The organism is Bacillus sp. FJAT-27986 (assembly GCF_001685035.1).
Lineage (GTDB): Bacteria > Bacillota > Bacilli > Bacillales > Pradoshiaceae > Pradoshia.
The window spans coordinates 219,046-237,477 of record NZ_MAYV01000018.1 but is presented as its reverse complement, the minus strand read 5'-3'; the positions used below and the strand labels follow the sequence as shown (position 1 = coordinate 237,477).

The 18,432-nt window shown below is 37.9% G+C and carries 22 protein-coding genes and 1 riboswitch; of the genes, 10 read left to right on the top strand and 12 right to left on the bottom strand.

Features of this window, described 5'->3' with window-relative positions:
* The first annotated feature begins 20 nt into the window (after window positions 1-20).
* A complete protein-coding gene (locus tag A8L44_RS16880; protein WP_066109274.1) occupies window positions 21-1,463 on the top strand; it encodes an o-succinylbenzoate--CoA ligase in 1,443 nt (480 codons plus the stop codon).
* 85 nt (window positions 1,464-1,548) lie between these two features.
* Window positions 1,549-1,680, top strand: coding sequence for a hypothetical protein (locus tag A8L44_RS19410; protein WP_257469186.1), 132 nt, complete (start codon window positions 1,549-1,551; stop codon window positions 1,678-1,680).
* Window positions 1,681-1,713: 33 nt separating this feature from the next.
* Here A8L44_RS19410 and A8L44_RS16875 read toward each other — a convergent pair whose 3' ends face one another.
* The 4 genes from A8L44_RS16875 to yidD form a co-directional block, all read right to left on the bottom strand.
* Window positions 1,714-1,917 (bottom strand): hypothetical protein, encoded by a 204-nt coding sequence (locus tag A8L44_RS16875; protein WP_066109205.1) that lies wholly within the window; start codon window positions 1,915-1,917, stop codon window positions 1,714-1,716.
* Between the two features lie 17 nt (window positions 1,918-1,934).
* Window positions 1,935-2,096 (bottom strand): DUF1540 domain-containing protein, encoded by a 162-nt coding sequence (locus tag A8L44_RS18630; RefSeq protein ID WP_077248189.1) that lies wholly within the window; start codon window positions 2,094-2,096, stop codon window positions 1,935-1,937.
* 108 nt (window positions 2,097-2,204) lie between these two features.
* Complete coding sequence (locus tag A8L44_RS16870) at window positions 2,205-3,164, bottom strand: metal ABC transporter solute-binding protein, Zn/Mn family (protein WP_066109202.1); 960 nt, start codon at window positions 3,162-3,164, stop codon at window positions 2,205-2,207.
* Between the two features lie 109 nt (window positions 3,165-3,273).
* Window positions 3,274-3,507, bottom strand: a complete 234-nt coding sequence (yidD, locus tag A8L44_RS16865) for a membrane protein insertion efficiency factor YidD (RefSeq protein WP_066109201.1) — start codon at window positions 3,505-3,507, stop codon at window positions 3,274-3,276.
* Window positions 3,508-3,643: 136 nt separating this feature from the next.
* Between yidD and A8L44_RS16860 the strand changes: the two genes are divergently transcribed.
* Window positions 3,644-4,117, top strand: coding sequence for an S-ribosylhomocysteine lyase (locus tag A8L44_RS16860; protein WP_066109199.1), 474 nt, complete (start codon window positions 3,644-3,646; stop codon window positions 4,115-4,117).
* Window positions 4,118-4,160: 43 nt separating this feature from the next.
* Here the strand turns inward: A8L44_RS16860 and ytzI are convergent, their stop codons facing one another.
* Both ytzI and A8L44_RS16855 read right to left on the bottom strand, forming a co-directional pair.
* Window positions 4,161-4,334, bottom strand: a complete 174-nt coding sequence (ytzI, locus tag A8L44_RS18770) for a YtzI protein (RefSeq protein ID WP_139063879.1) — start codon at window positions 4,332-4,334, stop codon at window positions 4,161-4,163.
* Window positions 4,335-4,490: 156 nt separating this feature from the next.
* Window positions 4,491-4,733: a DUF6154 family protein gene (locus A8L44_RS16855; protein ID WP_066109196.1), complete on the bottom strand. Its 243-nt coding sequence runs from the start codon at window positions 4,731-4,733 to the stop codon at window positions 4,491-4,493.
* A 245-nt stretch (window positions 4,734-4,978) separates the two neighbouring features.
* Between A8L44_RS16855 and ytkD the strand changes: the two genes are divergently transcribed.
* Complete coding sequence (ytkD, locus tag A8L44_RS16850) at window positions 4,979-5,452, top strand: RNA deprotection pyrophosphohydrolase (RefSeq protein WP_066109192.1); 474 nt, start codon at window positions 4,979-4,981, stop codon at window positions 5,450-5,452.
* Here ytkD and A8L44_RS16845 read toward each other — a convergent pair.
* Genes A8L44_RS16845 through A8L44_RS16835 form a run of 3 tightly spaced genes read right to left on the bottom strand, consistent with a single transcriptional unit; the run spans window position 5,447 to window position 8,047 of the window.
* On the bottom strand, window positions 5,447-6,262 hold the full coding sequence (locus tag A8L44_RS16845) for an ABC transporter permease (protein ID WP_066109189.1): 816 nt from the start codon (window positions 6,260-6,262) through the stop codon (window positions 5,447-5,449). The two genes, ytkD and A8L44_RS16845, sit on opposite strands and share 6 nt — an antisense overlap.
* A complete protein-coding gene (locus A8L44_RS16840; RefSeq protein ID WP_066109186.1) occupies window positions 6,252-7,019 on the bottom strand; it encodes an ABC transporter ATP-binding protein in 768 nt (255 codons plus the stop codon). Before A8L44_RS16840 ends, A8L44_RS16845 begins: the two co-directional genes overlap by 11 nt.
* Window positions 7,020-7,039: 20 nt before the next feature.
* Complete coding sequence (locus A8L44_RS16835) at window positions 7,040-8,047, bottom strand: ABC transporter substrate-binding protein (RefSeq protein WP_373925505.1); 1,008 nt, start codon at window positions 8,045-8,047, stop codon at window positions 7,040-7,042.
* Between the two features lie 112 nt (window positions 8,048-8,159).
* Here A8L44_RS16835 and A8L44_RS16830 point away from each other — a divergent pair, with 112 nt between their 5' ends.
* Together A8L44_RS16830 and A8L44_RS16825 are read left to right on the top strand one after the other, a co-directional pair.
* Complete coding sequence (locus tag A8L44_RS16830; RefSeq protein WP_066109183.1) at window positions 8,160-8,990, top strand: alpha/beta hydrolase family protein; 831 nt, start codon at window positions 8,160-8,162, stop codon at window positions 8,988-8,990.
* Between the two features lie 18 nt (window positions 8,991-9,008).
* Window positions 9,009-9,251 (top strand): DUF2584 domain-containing protein, encoded by a 243-nt coding sequence (locus tag A8L44_RS16825; RefSeq protein ID WP_066109181.1) that lies wholly within the window; start codon window positions 9,009-9,011, stop codon window positions 9,249-9,251.
* 136 nt (window positions 9,252-9,387) lie between these two features.
* On the opposite strand, the gene pckA is transcribed toward A8L44_RS16825, so the two are convergent.
* Window positions 9,388-10,977, bottom strand: coding sequence for a phosphoenolpyruvate carboxykinase (ATP) (gene pckA, locus A8L44_RS16820; RefSeq protein WP_066109180.1), 1,590 nt, complete (start codon window positions 10,975-10,977; stop codon window positions 9,388-9,390).
* Between the two features lie 378 nt (window positions 10,978-11,355).
* Window positions 11,356-11,484, top strand: a riboswitch (SAM riboswitch).
* Between the two features lie 133 nt (window positions 11,485-11,617).
* On the opposite strand from pckA, the gene metK reads away from it, so the two are divergent.
* Together metK and asnB are read left to right on the top strand one after the other, a co-directional pair.
* Entirely contained in the window at window positions 11,618-12,817 is a 1,200-nt protein-coding gene (gene metK / locus A8L44_RS16815; protein WP_066109177.1) for a methionine adenosyltransferase, read from the top strand.
* Between the two features lie 196 nt (window positions 12,818-13,013).
* Window positions 13,014-14,909, top strand: coding sequence for an asparagine synthase (glutamine-hydrolyzing) (gene asnB / locus A8L44_RS16810; RefSeq protein WP_066109174.1), 1,896 nt, complete (start codon window positions 13,014-13,016; stop codon window positions 14,907-14,909).
* On the opposite strand, the gene A8L44_RS16805 is transcribed toward asnB, so the two are convergent.
* Both A8L44_RS16805 and A8L44_RS16800 read right to left on the bottom strand, forming a co-directional pair.
* On the bottom strand, window positions 14,906-15,757 hold the full coding sequence (locus tag A8L44_RS16805; protein ID WP_077248188.1) for a C39 family peptidase: 852 nt from the start codon (window positions 15,755-15,757) through the stop codon (window positions 14,906-14,908). The genes asnB and A8L44_RS16805 overlap by 4 nt on opposite strands.
* A 103-nt stretch (window positions 15,758-15,860) precedes the next feature.
* The gene (locus tag A8L44_RS16800; protein WP_066109168.1) at window positions 15,861-16,391 is read right to left on the bottom strand and encodes a gamma carbonic anhydrase; all 531 of its coding nucleotides are present in this window, start codon (window positions 16,389-16,391) and stop codon (window positions 15,861-15,863) included.
* Window positions 16,392-16,501: 110 nt separating this feature from the next.
* On the opposite strand from A8L44_RS16800, the gene A8L44_RS16795 reads away from it, so the two are divergent.
* Complete coding sequence (locus A8L44_RS16795; protein WP_066109165.1) at window positions 16,502-17,305, top strand: alpha/beta hydrolase; 804 nt, start codon at window positions 16,502-16,504, stop codon at window positions 17,303-17,305.
* Window positions 17,306-17,327: 22 nt separating this feature from the next.
* Window positions 17,328-18,410, top strand: coding sequence for a tetraprenyl-beta-curcumene synthase family protein (locus A8L44_RS16790; RefSeq protein ID WP_066109162.1), 1,083 nt, complete (start codon window positions 17,328-17,330; stop codon window positions 18,408-18,410).
* Window positions 18,411-18,432: the final 22 nt, after the last annotated feature.

Genomic DNA, 18,432 nt, shown 5'->3' with positions numbered 1-18,432 from the left:
GGAAGGTTGAAAAGATGTTGATGCATGATACGGTTGTTCCGCAGTTTTTGATTCAACGGGCGTATGTGACTCCGGAGCGTACGGCTCTTTCATTTGAGGGAGAGAAGTGGACGTTTAGAGAGTTATATGAAATGGCCCATTTATACGCTCAAAAATTGACGGAGTTGGGTGTTGCGGAAGGTCATGTAATTGGAATTAACATGAAGAATCGGCCGGAGATGGTCTTTACGATACATGCTCTTCTCCTGATTGGCGCCAAAATTGTCCTATTGAATACTCGTTTAACAGATCGGGAAAAAGAGTGGCAATTAGAAGATGCTCAGGCTGATTTTCTCATATCAGAAAACGAAATGTTACTGGATATTTCCGTGCTAAGGCTGGAACAATTAGAGAAGGCTAAGGCAAAGTCATTTGAAGAAAAGAAGAACTTATCGTTTAATCAAACGGCAACTATTATGTACACATCAGGTACGACTGGTAAGCCTAAGGCCGTTCAGCAAACGATGGGAAACCATTATTGGAGTGCGATTGGGTCTGCTCTAAATTTAGGGTTGCGCGATGATGATAAATGGCTTTGCTTTATGCCGCTATTCCATATAAGTGGTTTATCTATCCTTTTAAGATCAGTCATTTATGGGATAGAGACTGTTTTGCAAAGAGGATTCGACCCTGTACAAGCAAATGAAGCTATTTGGAAAGAGAAGATTACGATTTGCTCGGTTGTGACGAATACTTTGACAAGAATGCTTGAAGATTTAGGAGAAAGGACATACCCTGAGGAATTTCGCTGTATGCTGTTAGGGGGCGGCTCAGCACCTATGGCGTTGTTGAAAAAGGCTACGGATAAAAACACACCTGTCTTTCAAACATATGGTATGACAGAAACATGCTCTCAAATCGTCACGCTGGCTCCTGAAGATGCAACGCGAAAACTGGGCTCTGCCGGTAAGCCATTATTGCCATGTGAGATAAAAATTATTGTGGATGGAAGGATTGCTGCAGTTGGTGTACCGGGAGAGATTGCAGTAAAAGGCCCAAATGTAACTCCGGGGTATCTTCATGGAAGGGCACCGGAATCTTTCCAGGATGGCTGGTTTTATACAGGTGATATCGGTTATATCGACGAGGAAGGGTATTTGTTTGTCATTGATAGACGCTCTGATTTAATTATTTCTGGTGGAGAAAACATTTATCCGGCTGAAATAGAATCCGTTTTGATGGAGCATCCTTTCGTAAAAGAAGCGGGAGTCATTGGTCTTAGCGATGATGAATGGGGAGCCGTTCCAGCAGCCGTAATAGTCCCCCATCCAGCGAGCCATTTACAACAGACAGAGATCATCGAATTTTGTGAATCCAGGCTGGCGCGATATAAAATTCCTAAAAAAGTAGTGATGGGTAAGGAGTTACCCCGTAATGCTTCAAACAAAATAGTGAGAAGAGAGTTAATTAATTTTTTTAGTTAATTCTGAATATTGGGTGTTGGACTTATTCAATTCGGCTATCAAATCCTGTATAATGGAAAAAAAGACATAAGAAGGCGGGGAAGAAATGGCTCGTTCGAAAAAACAATACTTGATTGCTGAGATCTTGTTGCGTCGCGGACTCCCATTATCAGTTATAACCGCAATAACAAATGTGGCAGAAAAAGAAGTTGTCGAATTAGTAAAGAAAAGTTACTAAGGGAAAAGCGCCTGGGTCACAGGGCGCTTTTCTTTATTGATTTATTTCTTCTTCCAGTAAACCTAATTCCAATCCCCGTTTAGCTATAAGCTGGTCTACTTCCTTCGGTAATTCATCAAGGGATCCGAATTCGGTACTCCAATAATTCGTAAAAGAGTCCACGCATATAGGAAATGTTAAGGAATTGGAATTTTGTAAATCCTCGTTAAAATTTCGGAGTATGTGATTGATATCCATTTATGACAGCCTTTCGTTTATAAAAAGTCAGCTGGGCGAAAGGTTTTGCATCCAGTATCGCCACTTTTATAAGCACGTTCCTCTGAATACATATTTACTTGAATTTTTTCTGCTGCACATTTATTCCCTTGTTTCCAAAAGTGGCAGGAATTCACAGAGCATTTAACACCATTTGGCATAAAAATCTCTCCTTTCTTTTGTTAGAATGCTTCTTTTCACCTCTTATATGTAAAGTAAATACAGGAAGAAAAAAGCCCGAATCTAAAAGAATTCGGGCTTTTACGTGATTAATCATTTAAAGCTTTTTGCAGTGAGTCTAAATTATCCTTCGCGATTGAAAAATAATCGCGTTCTGAATCAATATCATCCTGAGTCAGGATAGATAGATTATGAATAGGCAATGCAGTCAAATTAGCCTCTTTTTTAATAATATCCGTTAATTTACTATTTATATTCTGTTCAACTAAAATATATTTAAGTTGATGTTCCTTGGCAGTATCCACTAACTTCTCAAGTGATTTTTGAGTAGGCTCTTCGGATGTAGATATACCGGAGACGCTTATTTGATCTACATCATAACGTTCTTCCCAGTATCCAAACGCAGCATGAGAAACAAGGAATTCATCATGAGGTGCTTCGCTGAATACCTTTGTATATTCTGTATTTAACTCATCGAACTTTTTAGCCAGTGTTTCGTAATTTTCCTCGAAGGCACTTTTTTGTTCAGGCATTTTCTCAATCAGTGTGTCTTTAATATGTTCAGCCATTTCTTTTGCATATAGCGGATCTATCCATAAGTGCGGATCGACTGTACCATGATTATGGCCGTCGTCTTCGTGCTCATGATCTTCATGTTCGTGCTCTTCATGTCCATGAGTATCAAGATTTACTTTTTCACCAATAGCTATCATTTCCACATTTTCGTTTCCCAATGTTTTGGTCACGTTATTTACAAAGCCTTCTAAATTGTATCCAACGTAATAAAATAAATCAGACTCTGCGATATTGATAATATCCTTTTGTGTTGGTTCAAATGTATGTTCATCTACACCTGCCGGATAGATAGAAGATACATTTACATGTTCACCACCTATTTGCTCAGCCATATACTGTAATGGATAAACAGTTGTATAAATAGAAAGCTGGTTTTCATTTTTAGTATCAGCCGTGCTATTATCGCTGTTGCATCCGGAAAGAAAAATAGATGCACCAAGTATGAGTGCGAATATAAATGATATTTTTTTCAATGTAGTATCCTCCTGTTAATCGTATTCATTACGATTTGTTAAGCAAAAATATAAATCGAAAAGATTACGATTTGCATATCTAGTATGATACACGGCTTTTTCTTGTAAATCAAGAGTCTTTTTTTTCTTGTTTTTCAGGTACAGGATCAAACCCGCCGGCATGCAGTGGATGGCATTTAGAGATTCGTTTTATGGTTAGCCAGGTCCCCTTTACTGGTCCGAAACGCTCAATTGCTTCAAGGCCATATTGAGAACATGTTGGATAAAATCTACAACTTGGCGGCTTCATAGGTGAAATGGCCACTTGATAAAAACGGACTAGTTTTAGTAATATTTTTTTCATAATATGAACTTCCTTAATTAGAATGTTTAGATACAACCATATCATAATGCCTGAAAGGGCAAACTTCAAACTTTAGAGATGAAATATTGATGGAGAAAAGGTAAAATTAGTAATAAGTTTAAAAGGAGGTTTTATAATGCCATCTGTTGAAAGTTTTGATTTGGACCATAATGCTGTTAAGGCCCCGTATGTTCGTCATTGTGGTGTTCATAAAGTAGGAAGCGATGGAGTTGTTAACAAATTTGATATTCGTTTCTGCCAGCCAAATAAACAGGCCATGAAGCCAGATGCGATTCACACTTTAGAGCATCTGTTGGCGTTTAATATCAGGAAATATTCTGAGGGTTATTCTCACTTTGATATCATTGATATTTCACCCATGGGATGCCAAACTGGATTTTATTTGGTGGTCAGCGGTGAGCCAACTGTTGAAGAAATCATAGATGTGCTTGATAAAACCATGAAAGAAGCTGTTGAGATAACTGATATTCCTGCGGCTAACGAAAAACAATGCGGTCAAGCCAAGCTTCATGACCTTGAAGGTGCAAAAAAGTTGATGAGATTTTGGCTGACACAAAGCAAAGAAGATTTAAAACAAGTATTTGCATAAACAAAGTCGAATCCCCTTTTTATCTGGGGATTCTTTTTTGCGCTTATTCATGTGGTTCAGATGTGCGAACCTCTTCTTTACCACTCAAATGCGGATTTTGATCTAATGGATCAATAGTGTGCTTGTATTCGTATGCTTTTGTTGTGACAAGTGCAGTAACCCCTATTATTAGGACTATAATAATTGCCCCTATTATAAATATTCCTGTCATCCCCATATGCTTTCCCCCAGTCTTTATGACCTCTATTATATCATTGCTGTTACATAGAAATGACCTATATCTTACCATATCGTTTTTCGGGGTCTCTGTGAATTTATTTAAAAAACTAAAAAAACCTCCTATTTTTAGAAGGTTTCGCTATGTAATCCTATCTTAGTGCAAATATTTTGATACAGGCGGCTGTACATCATCATTTGCAAATCGCTTTTTAAGGCTATCAATTATGTATATCCCCATTAAATTATATAGCTCCCGATCTTCCAGTTCATTAATTAATTGCATAACATCCTTACGATCAAGCTGTTCTAAAACGGCTAAAGCCAAAATATCAATATCTTCATCATCGCCAGTTAGTTTATCTCGATACAATTGGTATAGTTCATCAATGAAATTCACTGCTAAGAACTCCTTTCAATTTTTAGATCACGATTCATATAGTAATTATTTACCCCAACCTTTATAAATGTACTCTACTTATATTGAAAATATTATTGATTCCATCCTTCATGACTATATTTGTTATATTTTTAAGAAAGTGTGTTGTAAAAGTAAGCTTCTAATTGATTTATTCCTTATAAATTATATAAGAGCCAGTTTTGCTATAATTGAAAGAAACAATTAAGAGAGAAGTGTAGAGATAGATGGACATATTTAAGGATATCCATGGAAATAATGTCTATTTTCATGATGAACAAGGTCAATTTGAAAAAGAAGCTCGTCATGTATTCGTCATATGCCGCTATAAAGGGAAATGGGTTCTTACCAACCATTCCAAAAGAGGGCTTGAATTTCCCGGAGGCAAGGTGGAAAACAATGAAACCCCTGTTCAGGCTGCCATACGTGAAGTATATGAGGAAACAGGGGGAGAAGCAAAGCAGTTAATTCCAATTGGCGAGTATAAAGTACTCGACCCAGCGGGTTCCTTTGTTAAAGCAGTATTTTATGCCGAGCTTACTGCCCTTACGAAGAAAGAAGATTATCTGGAAACAGAAGGGCCCGTTTTACTGTCAGAACTGCCACATGATTTTCAAACGAGCACCCAATATAGCTTCATTATGAAGGATCAGGTTGTTTTGAAATGTCTGGATAAAATAAGCCGGTTAAAATTTTTATGATAAGCGGTCGCGGATTAACTTAGCTTCAACAAACTCGACCATTTTATACATAATCGTTGCAAATACAGCTATAACGAGTAATGCCATTAAAACAAGGGTGAAATTAAATACCTGGAATCCATAAATGATTAGATAGCCAAGTCCTTGTGAAGAAACAAGAAATTCTCCAACTATGACACCAACCCAGGCTAAACCAACATTAACCTTTAGTGTCGATATAATGACTGGAAAGGAATACGGCAAGACAGCTTCCTTGAAGATGTGCATGCGGCGAGCATTAAACGTTTCCATTACCTTTATATAATTGGGATCGATTTCCTTGAAGCTCGTGTAGACGACTATAGTCGTAACGATAACTGAGATAATGATTCCATTGGTGATAATGGATATTAATCCAGGGCCCATCGCCACAATAATAATGGGTCCAAGGGCTACCTTAGGCATAGCATTGAAGATGACTAAATAGGGATCCAGGACCTTTGAAAGCATTGGAGACCACCACAAGGCAACAGCTAGCAGTGTCCCTAGTAGAGTGCCTAAAATAAAGCTGATGACTGTTTCGAACAAGGTAAGTCCGAGATGGCTGAGCAAACTGCCATCCTGTATTTTTTCAATCAGCATTTCAACGACATTGGAAGGTGAACTGAACAGGAGGGGATCTATCCAGTAAAAATGGCTGGCTATTTCCCAAAGAGCAAAAAATAAAACAAAGATAACACCCTGATACAGCCATACTTTATGCTGGTTGGTTTTTAATTGTTGGATATAGTTCTTGTGAAGGGTATTAATTTTAAGTTTATTATCCGTCAAGCTGCTCCATCTCCTTCCATATAAGCTGGAACACATCTGAAAAGGCTGGATGATTTCTTGCATTAAATGGGGATAGCCCTTTTAACTCGTTTGGAATATCAAATTCTTTGTGAATTTTTCCTGGTTTTGGAGAGAGGAGGAAGACACGATCACTCATGGCTACTGCTTCTCCTATATCGTGAGTAACTAAAATAGCCGTTTTTTTAAACGATTTTAATGTACTTGATACGATATCTTCAAGCTTTAGTTTGGTTTGTAAATCTAAAGCAGAAAAAGGTTCATCTAAGAGGAGCAGAGTAGGGTTAGTGGCCAAAGTTCTAACTAGGGCAACTCGTTGGCGCATTCCTCCTGATAGCTCCCTTGGAAATTTAGTCAATACATCCTTCAGGCCGATTTCTTCTAATAGTGATATGGTTTGTTCTTCGTGCTTTTGGTCGAGCTGCTTTAATAATTTTAATCCTATCAATATATTTTCTTTAATGGTCTTCCAGGGAAATAAATAATCCTGCTGCAGCATATAACCAATATCCTGGCGATGGATGAGGACATCCTTCCCGTATAGCTTAACACTTCCTTCGGTTGGCTTAAAAAGGCCAGATATAATGGATAGAAGGGTTGTTTTACCGCAGCCGCTTGGGCCAAGGAAGGAGATGAATTCTCCCTCCTCAATACTCATTGATATATTCTCTAAAGCAATTGATGTTTGCGATTTAGATAAATAGAGATGAGATACATTCTCTATCGACAATAAAGGCATAATCCCTGCCTCCTTAGCTCCTATTTTGAAACTTCTTCAGCGATTTCTGTATTTACGAGTGTTTTATGATCGATATAGGAATCGATTTCTCCTGCTTCTTTCATGATATCCTGCAGATTTAACCATTCTTCCTCATCAAGAATTGGATTTAAGGCAAAGGACTCCTGTGACTTGTAACGGTCAATGGCCATTTCAATAATCTCTACGTCTGTATCTTCAAAATATGGGAGAATAGCTTTTGCTACTTCAGCGGAATCTGTTTCTTCAACCCATTTTTGTGCTTTATAAATCGCTTTTGTAAAACGTTTAACGATATCTTCATTTTCCTTCATATAGCTTTCCTTTGCCATGAAGGTGGTGTATGGAACATGGCCGGATTCTTTTCCAAAGGAAGCGACAATATGTCCTTTTCCTTCTTTTTCAAAAACACTTGCCTGAGGTTCGAATAGCTGTACATAATCACCTGTTCCTGATGCAAAGGCATTGGCGACATTGGCAAAATCAATATTTTGAATTAATTTCAAATCCTTTTGAGGATCAATGCTGTGTTTTTTCAGTACAAACTCTCCAACCATTTGTGGCATACCGCCTTTCCTCTGTCCGAGAAATGTACTGCCCTTTAGCATGTTCCAGTTAAATTCCTCTATTTTTTCTCTGGATACAAGAAAAGTTCCATCTGTTTGAGTTAATTGGGCAAAATTAATAACAGGATCTCTTGAATTTTGTCCATGAACATAAATAGAAGTTTCTGAGCCAACAAGCACGATATCAGCTCCGCCTGATAGTAGAGCAGTCATTGTCTTATCACCGCCCCATGCAGTCTGCAGGTCTACATCAAGCCCTTCGTCCTTAAAAAATCCTTTGGCCAGGGCGACATATTCAGGTGCATAAAAAATAGAGCGTGTGACTTCTGCTACTTTGACTTTTGTCAATTCTTCAGTCGACTTATTTTCTTTACAGGCCGATAAACTAAAGATGAGCAGAATGGACAGCATACAGAAGAAGCTGGTTTTAAGATAATATTTCAAGGGAATTTCCTCCTTAGTAGGCAGTATGTATGCCAAAGTGTAGTTAATCGTATTGTATGTGTGGTATATATTTGTGTGAATGCCTATAGAACTTTGTAAAGGAGCCCGGATTATGGATGAAGTAAAATCATCGCTAGGTAGTATCGTAGATAGAAGTCGATATCCATCGCCACATCCGGATATAAATCTATATATTGTCACGTATTTATCGAATGGGTTAAGGGTTAAGGGGCTATTAGCTGAGCCAAAAAAAAATGATGAAATAATGGACGGATTTTTATATTTACGCGGAGGCATTAAAAATGTTGGGAAGGTCCGTCCAGGGCGTATCATTCAATTCGCAAGTCAGGGGTTTGTTGTTTTTGCCCCCTTTTATCGTGGCAACCAGGGTGGAGAAGGAGAGGAAGATTTTGCAGGAGAAGATCGTTGGGATGCTATTGCAGGTTTTGAACTTTTAAAGCAACATCCCAAGGTTAATCCAAAAAAGGTCCATATTTTTGGATTTTCTCGAGGCGGGATTATGGCCTTGTGGACAGCTATATACTGCCAGGACGCTGCTTCACTTGTCACGTGGGGGGGAGTTTCCGATATGGTTCTGACCTACATAGAGAGAATTGATTTAAGAAGAATGCTGAAAAGGGTCATTGGAGGTACGCCAAACAAGGTGCCGGATGAATATAAAGCCCGTACACCCTTGTATGAAATTGAAAAAATACCATGTAATGTTCTAATTATTCATGGCGAGAAGGATAAGAACGTTTCGGTTGAACATGCCAATCTATTAAGAAACAGACTGCAGGATCTCGGCAAGAGCGTCGATGTGTGGTACCTTAAGGACTATACACATTATCTACCTCCTAGAATAAATCGGCAAATCGTCACGGATTTAACGAAATGGATGAAAGAAGCCGCTTCAAATGATACCATTGAAATAAATAAATGAAGCAGGGGAGTGAGAGAATTGGGTATGCCAATGGAATTGAATACTCTTATAGTGACAAAGGCTAATGAAAAAAGGGTTGAGGAAAATCTATTCGTCCTAAAAAAAGAAGGATACCGCCTATATCCAATTGAAATTCCGATTGATATCCGAAAAACTCTGGATGGAGAATCGAGAGGAACGGCACGGATAAAAAAAGTGGAATGGGAAAATAACTGCACAACCATTACATATGAGTTGATTTCTTTAAATTCCAGTAACTAAATTGAATAGAAACTAAAGAAAACAAACCTTCATCCAGAATTACATTGGGCGGTGGGTTTGTTTTTAAATTTAGACAAATAAAATAGTGCCTCAGGAAAGCCATTTCTTTTTGGCTTCCTAAGACACCGCTAGTTCTTTAAAAGGTAATTGGTCCACCTTTAGATTCAATTTCAGAACTGATATTTTTAAATTCCTTGAAATTTTCTCTGAATTTATGTGCAAGCTCATTCGCCTTTTCATAATAGGCTTCTGGATCTTTCCACGTTTTCTGCGGCTGTAAAACTTCATCAGGTACTCCAGGTACGTGTAAAGGAATCGCTAAGCCAAATATTCTGTCTTGTACCGTTTCGATATTGGCTAGTTCTCCTTCCAATGCAGCTTGAATCATCAATCGTGTATAAGAAAGCTTCATGCGGCTACCTGTCCCATACTCTCCTCCAGTCCAACCGGTATTAACCAGATATACCTGAACTTGATGTTCCTCAATATTTTTGCCAAGCATCTCAGCATATTTAGTTGGATGCAATGGTAAGAATGGTGAACCGAAGCAGGTAGAAAACGTAGCCTGTGGTGAAGTGATTCCGAGTTCAGTTCCTGCCAATTTACTCGTATAACCGCTTAGAAAATGATACATTGCCTGTTCTTTGGTTAACTTGCTGATTGGAGGCAGAACACCAAAAGCATCAGCAGTTAAAAAGATGATTGTATTGGGATGGCCCGCTATACTAGGTGTGACGATGTTCTGCATGGCTTCGATAGGGTAAGCTGCCCGGGTATTTTCAGTTAACATTCCATTATCATAGTCAGCAATTCTCGTATCTTCATCTACAACCACATTCTCTAGTACAGAACCAAAGCGTATGGCATTAAAAATTTGAGGCTCTTTTTCCTGTGTGAGATTGATGCATTTTGCGTAACAGCCGCCTTCAATATTAAATACACCATCAGGAGACCAGCCATGTTCGTCATCACCTATAAGGCGGCGATTTGGATCGGCTGATAAAGTAGTCTTTCCAGTGCCGGATAGGCCAAAGAAAAGAGCTACATCTCCCTCGAAACCTACATTTGCTGAACAATGCATAGAGAACACATTTTTCTCAGGCAACAGGTAATTCATGATTGAGAAAATGGATTTTTTCATTTCACCTGCATACTCGGTGCCTCCAATTAAGACGACTTTTTTCTCAAAAGAAATGATGATAAACGTCTCAGATTGTGTACCGTCCACGAGAGGGTTTGCTTTAAAACCTGGTGCTGAGATAATGGTAAACTCAGGAGAATGATTTTCAAGCTCTTCTTTAGTGGGGCGGATAAACAGCTGATGTACAAATAAATTGTGCCAGGCATATTCATTGATTACTTGTATAGGAAGGCGGTAGTCTGTTGCAGCCCCAGCAAACCCATTAAATACAAATAATTCATCTCGTTTTTCGAGGTAATCGATAACTTTATCATATAATTTAGAGAATGCGTCTTCAGATATTGCTTGATTGACGCTTCCCCAGGCTATTTTATCTTTAGTGGCAGCTTCCTCTACAATATATTTATCCTTTGGAGATCTGCCGGTATATTTACCTGTTTCGGCTTTAATCGCTCCAGTAGATGTGAGGATGCCCTCTTTTCTGGTTAATACTTTTTCAACTAATTGTGGCACTGAAAGCTGAATGTGAATATTATCATGAGTAAGTAATTGTTTCAATTCATTGGAAACTCCTAAACTGTTCATAAGGTATCATCCTTTTCCAGAATTTTGGTAAGCATATTATATGGAAAATAGTATAACACATTTAATCGATTTATCCATACTAATTGTGTTAATTTTCAAAAATATGGTTTAATATAGTATATAAGAATAATTATTATTGTTTTCATTGGTGAAAGAATAGGGATATTAGTCAATATTGATGGATAAATAATAAAGTATATTTATTTGAATATTCGTAAATTAATTATATCAATATCATAATTGAAATGCGAATTTTAAGTTCTGACTGTATTTCTTTTAGAAAAAGGATGAAGCTAAAGTTTTATCTTAACAATATATTCCTGTTTATTTATTGACAGAAAATGATGGATAAGATAATATATACATTTGATATGGATACTCTTATCAAGACTCGGTGGAGAGACGAGCTCTATGAAGCCGGGGCAACCTGCAGTTTGATTCCTTATAATGGAAATCACGCAAAGGTGCTAACTTGATGCAAGGTTATAATGCCTTGAACGATGAGAGTGAAAGGCAGATTTCTGAGACTCAGACCTTTCCTCTTTTCTTTATAAAGGGGAAAGGTCTTTTTTCGTATAATCAGGAGATAATTAAAGATAATGAGTAGCCATAAACAGGGAAACTGAAGGAGGAAATATACATGTCTAATAAGAGACATTTGTTTACATCAGAATCTGTAACAGAAGGTCATCCGGATAAAATTTGCGATCAGATTTCTGATTCCATTTTGGATGAAATTTTAGCAAAGGATCCAAATGCGAGGGTAGCCTGCGAAACATCTGTTACCACTGGATTAGTTTTAGTAGCGGGAGAAATCACTACTTCTACTTATGTGGATATTCCAAAAATTGTGCGTGACACAATCAAAGGGATCGGTTATACACGTGCTAAATATGGTTTCGATGCAGAAACATGCGCTGTCTTAACCTCTATTGATGAACAATCTGCAGATATCGCCCAAGGTGTAGACCAAGCTTTGGAATCAAGAGAAGGCACGATGTCAGATGAAGAGATTGAAGCTATTGGGGCGGGAGATCAGGGTCTTATGTTCGGTTTTGCCTGCAACGAAACAGAAGAATTAATGCCTCTTCCTATTTCTCTTGCTCACCAATTATCTAGAAAGCTGGCTGAGGTTCGTAAACAAGAAGTTCTTCCATACTTGCGCCCTGATGGAAAAACACAAGTCACAGTGGAATATGATGAAAATAAAAATCCGGTAAGAATTGATACAATCGTTATCTCTACTCAGCATGACGCGGAAACAACACTGGAGCAAATTAAGAAAGACTTAAAAGAACAAGTAATTAAACCGGTTGTTCCTGCTCACCTTATTGATGAACAAACTAAATATTTTATTAACCCAACGGGCCGTTTTGTTATTGGAGGTCCACAAGGGGATGCAGGCTTGACTGGCCGTAAAATCATTGTAGACACGTATGGTGGATACGCACGTCACGGTGGCGGAGCATTCTCTGGTAAAGACGCTACAAAAGTAGACCGTTCTGCTGCCTATGCAGCCAGATACGTAGCTAAAAATATTGTAGCAGCAGGTCTTGCAGATAAAGCGGAAGTTCAGCTGGCTTACGCGATTGGTGTAGCGCAACCAGTATCTATTTCTATTGATACGTTCGGTACAGGGAAAATTGAAGAGGAAAAATTAATTGAATTAGTACGTGCTAACTTTGATCTACGCCCAGCAGGGATCATAAAAATGCTTGATTTAAGACGTCCGATCTATAAACAAACAGCAGCTTACGGACATTTTGGACGCAATGATTTAGATCTTCCTTGGGAGAAAACAGATAAAGTGGAAGTACTGCGTGCGGAAGCTAACATCTAAGATAAACAGCATAAACATTTCTAGAAAGAGGGATAACCCCTCTTTCTTTTTTTGTCTAAATATGGTAATATTAGGAAGTTGTGATATCGGGTATAATGGATCATATTTTGTCGGGACCCTAGCTTATATCTAAAATCTAATCCTTTGATATTTTTAAAGAAAAACAGTCGAAAGTAAAGGTAGTGAGTGAATAATAATGTGTGGATTTGTAGGATGTATGCATGATCACCAGCAAGCGAATCAGGATTCAGAACTAATTAAAAGTATGAATGACTTGATTACGCATAGAGGGCCAGATGACGAGGGGTATTATATAGATGAACATATCCAGCTTGGTTTCAGAAGACTAAGCATCATTGATATTGAATGTGGACATCAGCCCTTAACGTATGAAAATGAACGCTATTGGATTGTTTTTAACGGAGAAATATACAACTACTTGGAATTGAAAGTAGTGCTGGAAAAGGAAGGCATGGCGTTTTCTACAAATTCAGATACTGAAGTAATCCTGGCGGCATTTGTTCTATATGGGGAAAAGGCAGTTGAAATGCTTCGTGGGATGTTTGGGTTCGTGATTTGGGATAAACAGGAGAAATCTGTTTTTGGTGCCCGTGATCCATTTGGGATTAAACCATTTTTTTATAAGGAAGATGGGGATAAGACCTATTTTGCTTCTGAAAAGAAAAGTATTATACACGCTATAGAAAAACAAGAATTGGATCATGTGTCTCTGCAGCATTATCTTACCTTCCAATTTACTCCAGAACCAGCAACGATGACAAAGTATGTGAAAAAATTATTGCCTGGACATTGCTTTACAAAGAAAATTGGAGAACCTATGGAAATCCGCCAATATTGGAAAGCAGAATTTAAACCTATTCTGCGCAGTGAACCAGATTGGATTAAAGAAATTCAAGATGTGATGTATGACAGTATCAGCATGCATATGCGCAGTGATGTACCCGTTGGTTCATTTCTTTCAGGTGGAATTGATTCTACAATCATCGCATCCATAGCTAAAGAATTTCATCCTGGAATTAAAACATTCTCAGTTGGATTTGAACAGAATGGTTTCAGTGAAATTGATGTAGCTAAAGAAACAGCTGACAAGCTTGGGGTAGAGAATATCAGCTATATTATATCGCCGCAGGAATATATGAGGGAACTGCCGAAAATTATGTGGCATATGGATGACCCGTTGGCAGACCCCGCTTGTGTTCCTTTATATTTCGTGGCAAGGGAAGCGCAAAAGCATGTAACGGTTGTTCTGTCAGGTGAAGGAGCGGATGAATTATTCGGAGGATACAATATTTACCGTGAGCCTCAATCCTTAGCCATGTTTAATAAAATTCCTGTACTTATGAAAAGAGCGCTAAAAAGAATTGCTGCCATGATGCCTGAAGGTGTAAAAGGCAAAAGTTTTATAGAGCGCGGCTGTACGCCGATTGAAGAACGCTATCTTGGAAATGCCAAGATGTTTATGGAGGAAGAGAAGGGGCAATTATTCAAATTATATAAATCAAAGCTGGATTATACTACGATAACACATCCGTTCTACGCAGAAACACCCGAATATGATGATGTGAGCAGAATGCAGTATATTGATATTCATACATGGCTGCGCGGAGATATATTAGTAAAAGCTGATAAGATGACGATGGCACATTCTCTTGAGCTTCGAGTGCCATTCCTTGATAAAAAAGTATTTGAGGTGGCATCCGGAATTCCAACTGATTTAAAAACTGCTCATGGAACGACCAAATATATACTTAGAAAAGCTGCAGAGGGAATCATTCCTGACCATGTATTAAATCGTAAGAAACTTGGTTTTCCAGTCCCTATCCGTCATTGGTTAAAAAATGAAATGTATGAATGGGCGATTACAATAATAAAAGAAAGCCAAACAGATCATTTGCTGGATAAGCAAGTCATTATGAATCTGTTCAATAATCATGTTACAGGTAAAGCGGATAATAGCCGTAAACTATGGACTGTATTGGTATTTATGATATGGTACTCTGTTTATGTCGAAGAAAAATATCCTTTCCAGGCATTAGCTGAAAAGGATATGATAAGTGACCCAATCCATTAATCTTTATAGGTTATAGCCTGTTTTCCCATTTGCACCCACGCTTTTTCAAAATCAGCGGAGGGTGCTTTTTTATTTTTAATTCCTGTTAAGGGATCGTTAAAATAAATATAATGCTGATCATATCCCGTCACTACGACAGAATGCTCCTTATAAGTAATCGATATTTTCCCATTTGGTGTTTTCCAAGTATGGAAATAGGATGGATCCAGTTTTTCATAGGCTGTATTTATGATAACCCAGACGGGCCGATTGGTTGAGAGATACTTTTTGATTTGGTTGAAATCTCCATTGGTAAAATCGATTATTTTGCCAGGCATATAATGCTCAGCAAGTTTTTTTATAGGCTTATGATACACTCCGAGGCCAGGTTTATTAGTTGAATACATATCTCCAATAAATCCATCATTAGGATCACCGTAATGGATTTCACCATTTATTTTTTTTATTTTAGCTGGATTTTTTTTTATTTGCTGGGCAAGTTTTAATTTATCAGCATCCAATCCGGAATATTGAAGAAGCATAGCCAGGCTGGTTACTTCACATCCTCTTGGGAGCTCGGGCTGCTGTTTAACGATCGGCACATCAAGAAGTACTTTATCTTTGGCAGGAGGTTTTGCAGGTCGATTATCTTTGGTAATAGAAGTTGTTAAGCTTACTGACTTATCAATCATATTATTAATTTGATGAGCAAAGGAGTAATTTGAGTTATAGACCTTCCAGCCTGTATACAGGAAAGTGCCTATCAAAGAGATAACAATCAAAATAGATAGTGGCTGATATTGACGCCATAGGACCAAAATGATTGAAATGATACTAAATAACATGAAAATCAAAATGAAAGTATTCATAATCCTACTCCTGAAATTGATTTTAAAAAGGTGTATCATTTATAGCTAAATAATAAAGGGAATGGGTATACAATAAAGAGTATACCCTAATGAGGAATGATAATTAGTTATTCTCTTTTAAAGGTTGTATACTTGAATAATAGCGTGCTTTTTCTGCGTATTCCTTATTTATTCTTTCCATGTCTTTACGATCATCATCTGTTAATTCACGAATTACTTTAGCAGGTCTACCGAAAGCGAGTGTGTTTGGTGGGATTTTTTTACCTTGAGATACTAAACTGCCTGCACCGATGAAGGCACCTTCTCCTATTTCAGCTCCGTCAAGAATAATGGAGCCCATCCCAATCAAAGCATTTTTCTTCACATGGCAACTATGGAGAATGACTTGATGGCCTATTGTTACATTATCTTCCAGTACTAATGGGTTGTTGGGACTTTGATGGAGGACTGAGTTATCTTGAATATTAACATTTTTACCGATAATCACAGGAGCGACATCACCTCTAATGACTGTGTTAAACCAAACACTTGAATTTTCACCGATTGTGACATCACCACTGATAACTACATGATCCGCTAAATAAGCAGTTTGATCGATGGAAGGAATTTTATCTATATATTGATATAATTTCATTACAAAACCTCCGTTTTCTACTGTAAAATAGATAGTTAATAAAAGTGTACATATAAAGCGGTACAGTGTAAATAAAATAAAGCTAAACATCATACAGGAGGAGTTCATCTATGAAAAAGTGGGAAGCTGAGGGGAAAGCCTATGGTGTAATCGTGATTGTTCACGGCGCCATGGAGCATTCAGGCAGATATAAATGGTTAATTGAAAGATGGCTATCAGAAGGGTATCACGTAATTATTGGAGATTTGCCAGGTCAGGGAATGACTTCACGTGCAAATCGAGGGCATATTGATTCATTTGAGGATTATATTGATGAGGTTGATTCATGGGTGAACGAGGCTTATACATTTGGTTTGCCTGTATTCATGCTGGGTCATAGCATGGGAGGACTCATCATCATTAACATGCTTCAACTTAAAGAATATAATTTAGCGGGTATTATCCTATCTTCACCATGCTTTGGAACATTAATTCATCCTCCAAAATTACTTGAATCCATGTCAAAGGTTTTAAATCTTGTTTATCCTACATATAAAAAACCTTCAGGATTAACGGTTGAAATGGCAACGAGAAATCCAGAAGTTATTGAATTTGATTTGAACGATTCACTCTACATTACAAGTGTATCAGTCAGATGGTATCGTGAATTAATTTCAGCTATGAAGGATGCCTTTGATTTTGATGAGGATTTCCCGGATATTCCTGTTCTTGTTATGCAGGCAGGGGACGACAAAATAGTGGACAAGGCTATGGTTAGAGAATGGTTTAACTACTTTCCGGCATCCGAAAAGCATTATAAAGAATGGCCTAAGCTGTATCATGAAATATTTAATGAGCCAGAGAGAGAAGATGTATTTCTATATGCAAAGAGCTTTATTGAAGCGAGATTGCGCAATATAGGGTATATCGTTTAAGGGGTTAGGAGATGGGACACAAATGAAATTACCCACTAGTGATATCAGCTTAGTAAAGAATGTATACAGAAATGTATTTCCAGTTGTTCATCGGGAACTCGCGAGTTGGCAGGCAAAGGCAGAAAAAATCCCTAATGAAGAGCTGCGTACACAGGCCTTATCCAGTATTGCCCACAAAACTTTTCATTGCGAGGGTGGTTCTATATTAGCTCTCGCAGCAGGTGAAAAAAAAGATGATGTCATTCGATTTATTGTTGCGTATCAAACAATCAGTGATTATCTTGATAATCTATGTGACCGCAGTACCTCACTTGATCCTAATGATTTTACGCTATTGCATCAATCTATGAAGGATGCTCTTAATCCGGAGGCCCTGACGAGAAATTATTATGAACTCAGAGAGGAGCAGGAAGATGGCGGGTATTTAGTCGAGTTAGTAAAAACCTGTCAATCTGTTCTTTCAAATATGGTGCATTATCAACATATCGAGCCTTTTTTGAAAAAGCTTTGCACCTTTTATTGTGATTTACAAATACATAAGCATGTTACGTGGGAAGAACGGGTACATAGATTAGAAACCTGGTTCAATGAAAATAAACAGCAGCTTCCAGAAGGTTTGTCATGGTATGAATTCAGTGCTTGTGCAGGATCTACTCTGGGCATCTTTTGTTTAGTTTCATATGCAGTGCGTGATAATTTTACTGAACATTTGGGGAAAGACATATATGAATCTTATTTTCCTTATGTGCAAGGATTGCATATTATGTTGGACTATTTTATTGATCAGGAGGAGGATCGCCAAGGCGACGATTTAAATTTCTGTTTTTATTACGAAACGGAAGAGCAACTGATTGATAGACTTTGTTATTTTGTTGAAAAAGCCAATTTAGATGTCACAAAAATACCGGACAGCAAGTTCCACAGCATGATTAACCAGGGATTATTGGGTATTTATCTAGCCGATTCCAAGGTGAAAGACCAGTTGTCGGTTAAGCAATATACTAAAAAAATGTTAAGCCTGGGTGGCCGTTCAGCGTATTTCTTTTATTGGAATAGTAAGCTGTATCATGCGTTTAAGAGAATGAAAAAGAATAGGCGAGTCTAGCATTCAATACTAAGGGGATGGA

What these genes read in the sequence shown, in the direction of transcription:
- A8L44_RS16880 (WP_066109274.1), top strand. Translation starts at nt 21, where the DNA reads ATGCATGATACGGTTGTTCCGCAGTTTTTGATTCAACGGGCGTATGTG.
- A8L44_RS19410 (WP_257469186.1), top strand. Translation starts at nt 1,549, where the DNA reads ATGGCTCGTTCGAAAAAACAATACTTGATTGCTGAGATCTTGTTGCGT.
- A8L44_RS16875 (WP_066109205.1), bottom strand. Translation starts at nt 1,917, where the DNA reads ATGGATATCAATCACATACTCCGAAATTTTAACGAGGATTTACAAAAT.
- A8L44_RS18630 (WP_077248189.1), bottom strand. Translation starts at nt 2,096, where the DNA reads ATGCCAAATGGTGTTAAATGCTCTGTGAATTCCTGCCACTTTTGGAAA.
- yidD (WP_066109201.1), bottom strand. Translation starts at nt 3,507, where the DNA reads ATGAAAAAAATATTACTAAAACTAGTCCGTTTTTATCAAGTGGCCATT.
- A8L44_RS16860 (WP_066109199.1), top strand. Translation starts at nt 3,644, where the DNA reads ATGCCATCTGTTGAAAGTTTTGATTTGGACCATAATGCTGTTAAGGCC.
- ytzI (WP_139063879.1), bottom strand. Translation starts at nt 4,334, where the DNA reads ATGGGGATGACAGGAATATTTATAATAGGGGCAATTATTATAGTCCTA.
- ytkD (WP_066109192.1), top strand. Translation starts at nt 4,979, where the DNA reads ATGGACATATTTAAGGATATCCATGGAAATAATGTCTATTTTCATGAT.
- A8L44_RS16840 (WP_066109186.1), bottom strand. Translation starts at nt 7,019, where the DNA reads ATGCCTTTATTGTCGATAGAGAATGTATCTCATCTCTATTTATCTAAA.
- A8L44_RS16830 (WP_066109183.1), top strand. Translation starts at nt 8,160, where the DNA reads ATGGATGAAGTAAAATCATCGCTAGGTAGTATCGTAGATAGAAGTCGA.
- pckA (WP_066109180.1), bottom strand. Translation starts at nt 10,977, where the DNA reads ATGAACAGTTTAGGAGTTTCCAATGAATTGAAACAATTACTTACTCAT.
- metK (WP_066109177.1), top strand. Translation starts at nt 11,618, where the DNA reads ATGTCTAATAAGAGACATTTGTTTACATCAGAATCTGTAACAGAAGGT.
- asnB (WP_066109174.1), top strand. Translation starts at nt 13,014, where the DNA reads ATGTGTGGATTTGTAGGATGTATGCATGATCACCAGCAAGCGAATCAG.
- A8L44_RS16805 (WP_077248188.1), bottom strand. Translation starts at nt 15,757, where the DNA reads ATGAATACTTTCATTTTGATTTTCATGTTATTTAGTATCATTTCAATC.
- A8L44_RS16800 (WP_066109168.1), bottom strand. Translation starts at nt 16,391, where the DNA reads ATGAAATTATATCAATATATAGATAAAATTCCTTCCATCGATCAAACT.
- A8L44_RS16795 (WP_066109165.1), top strand. Translation starts at nt 16,502, where the DNA reads ATGAAAAAGTGGGAAGCTGAGGGGAAAGCCTATGGTGTAATCGTGATT.
- A8L44_RS16790 (WP_066109162.1), top strand. Translation starts at nt 17,328, where the DNA reads ATGAAATTACCCACTAGTGATATCAGCTTAGTAAAGAATGTATACAGA.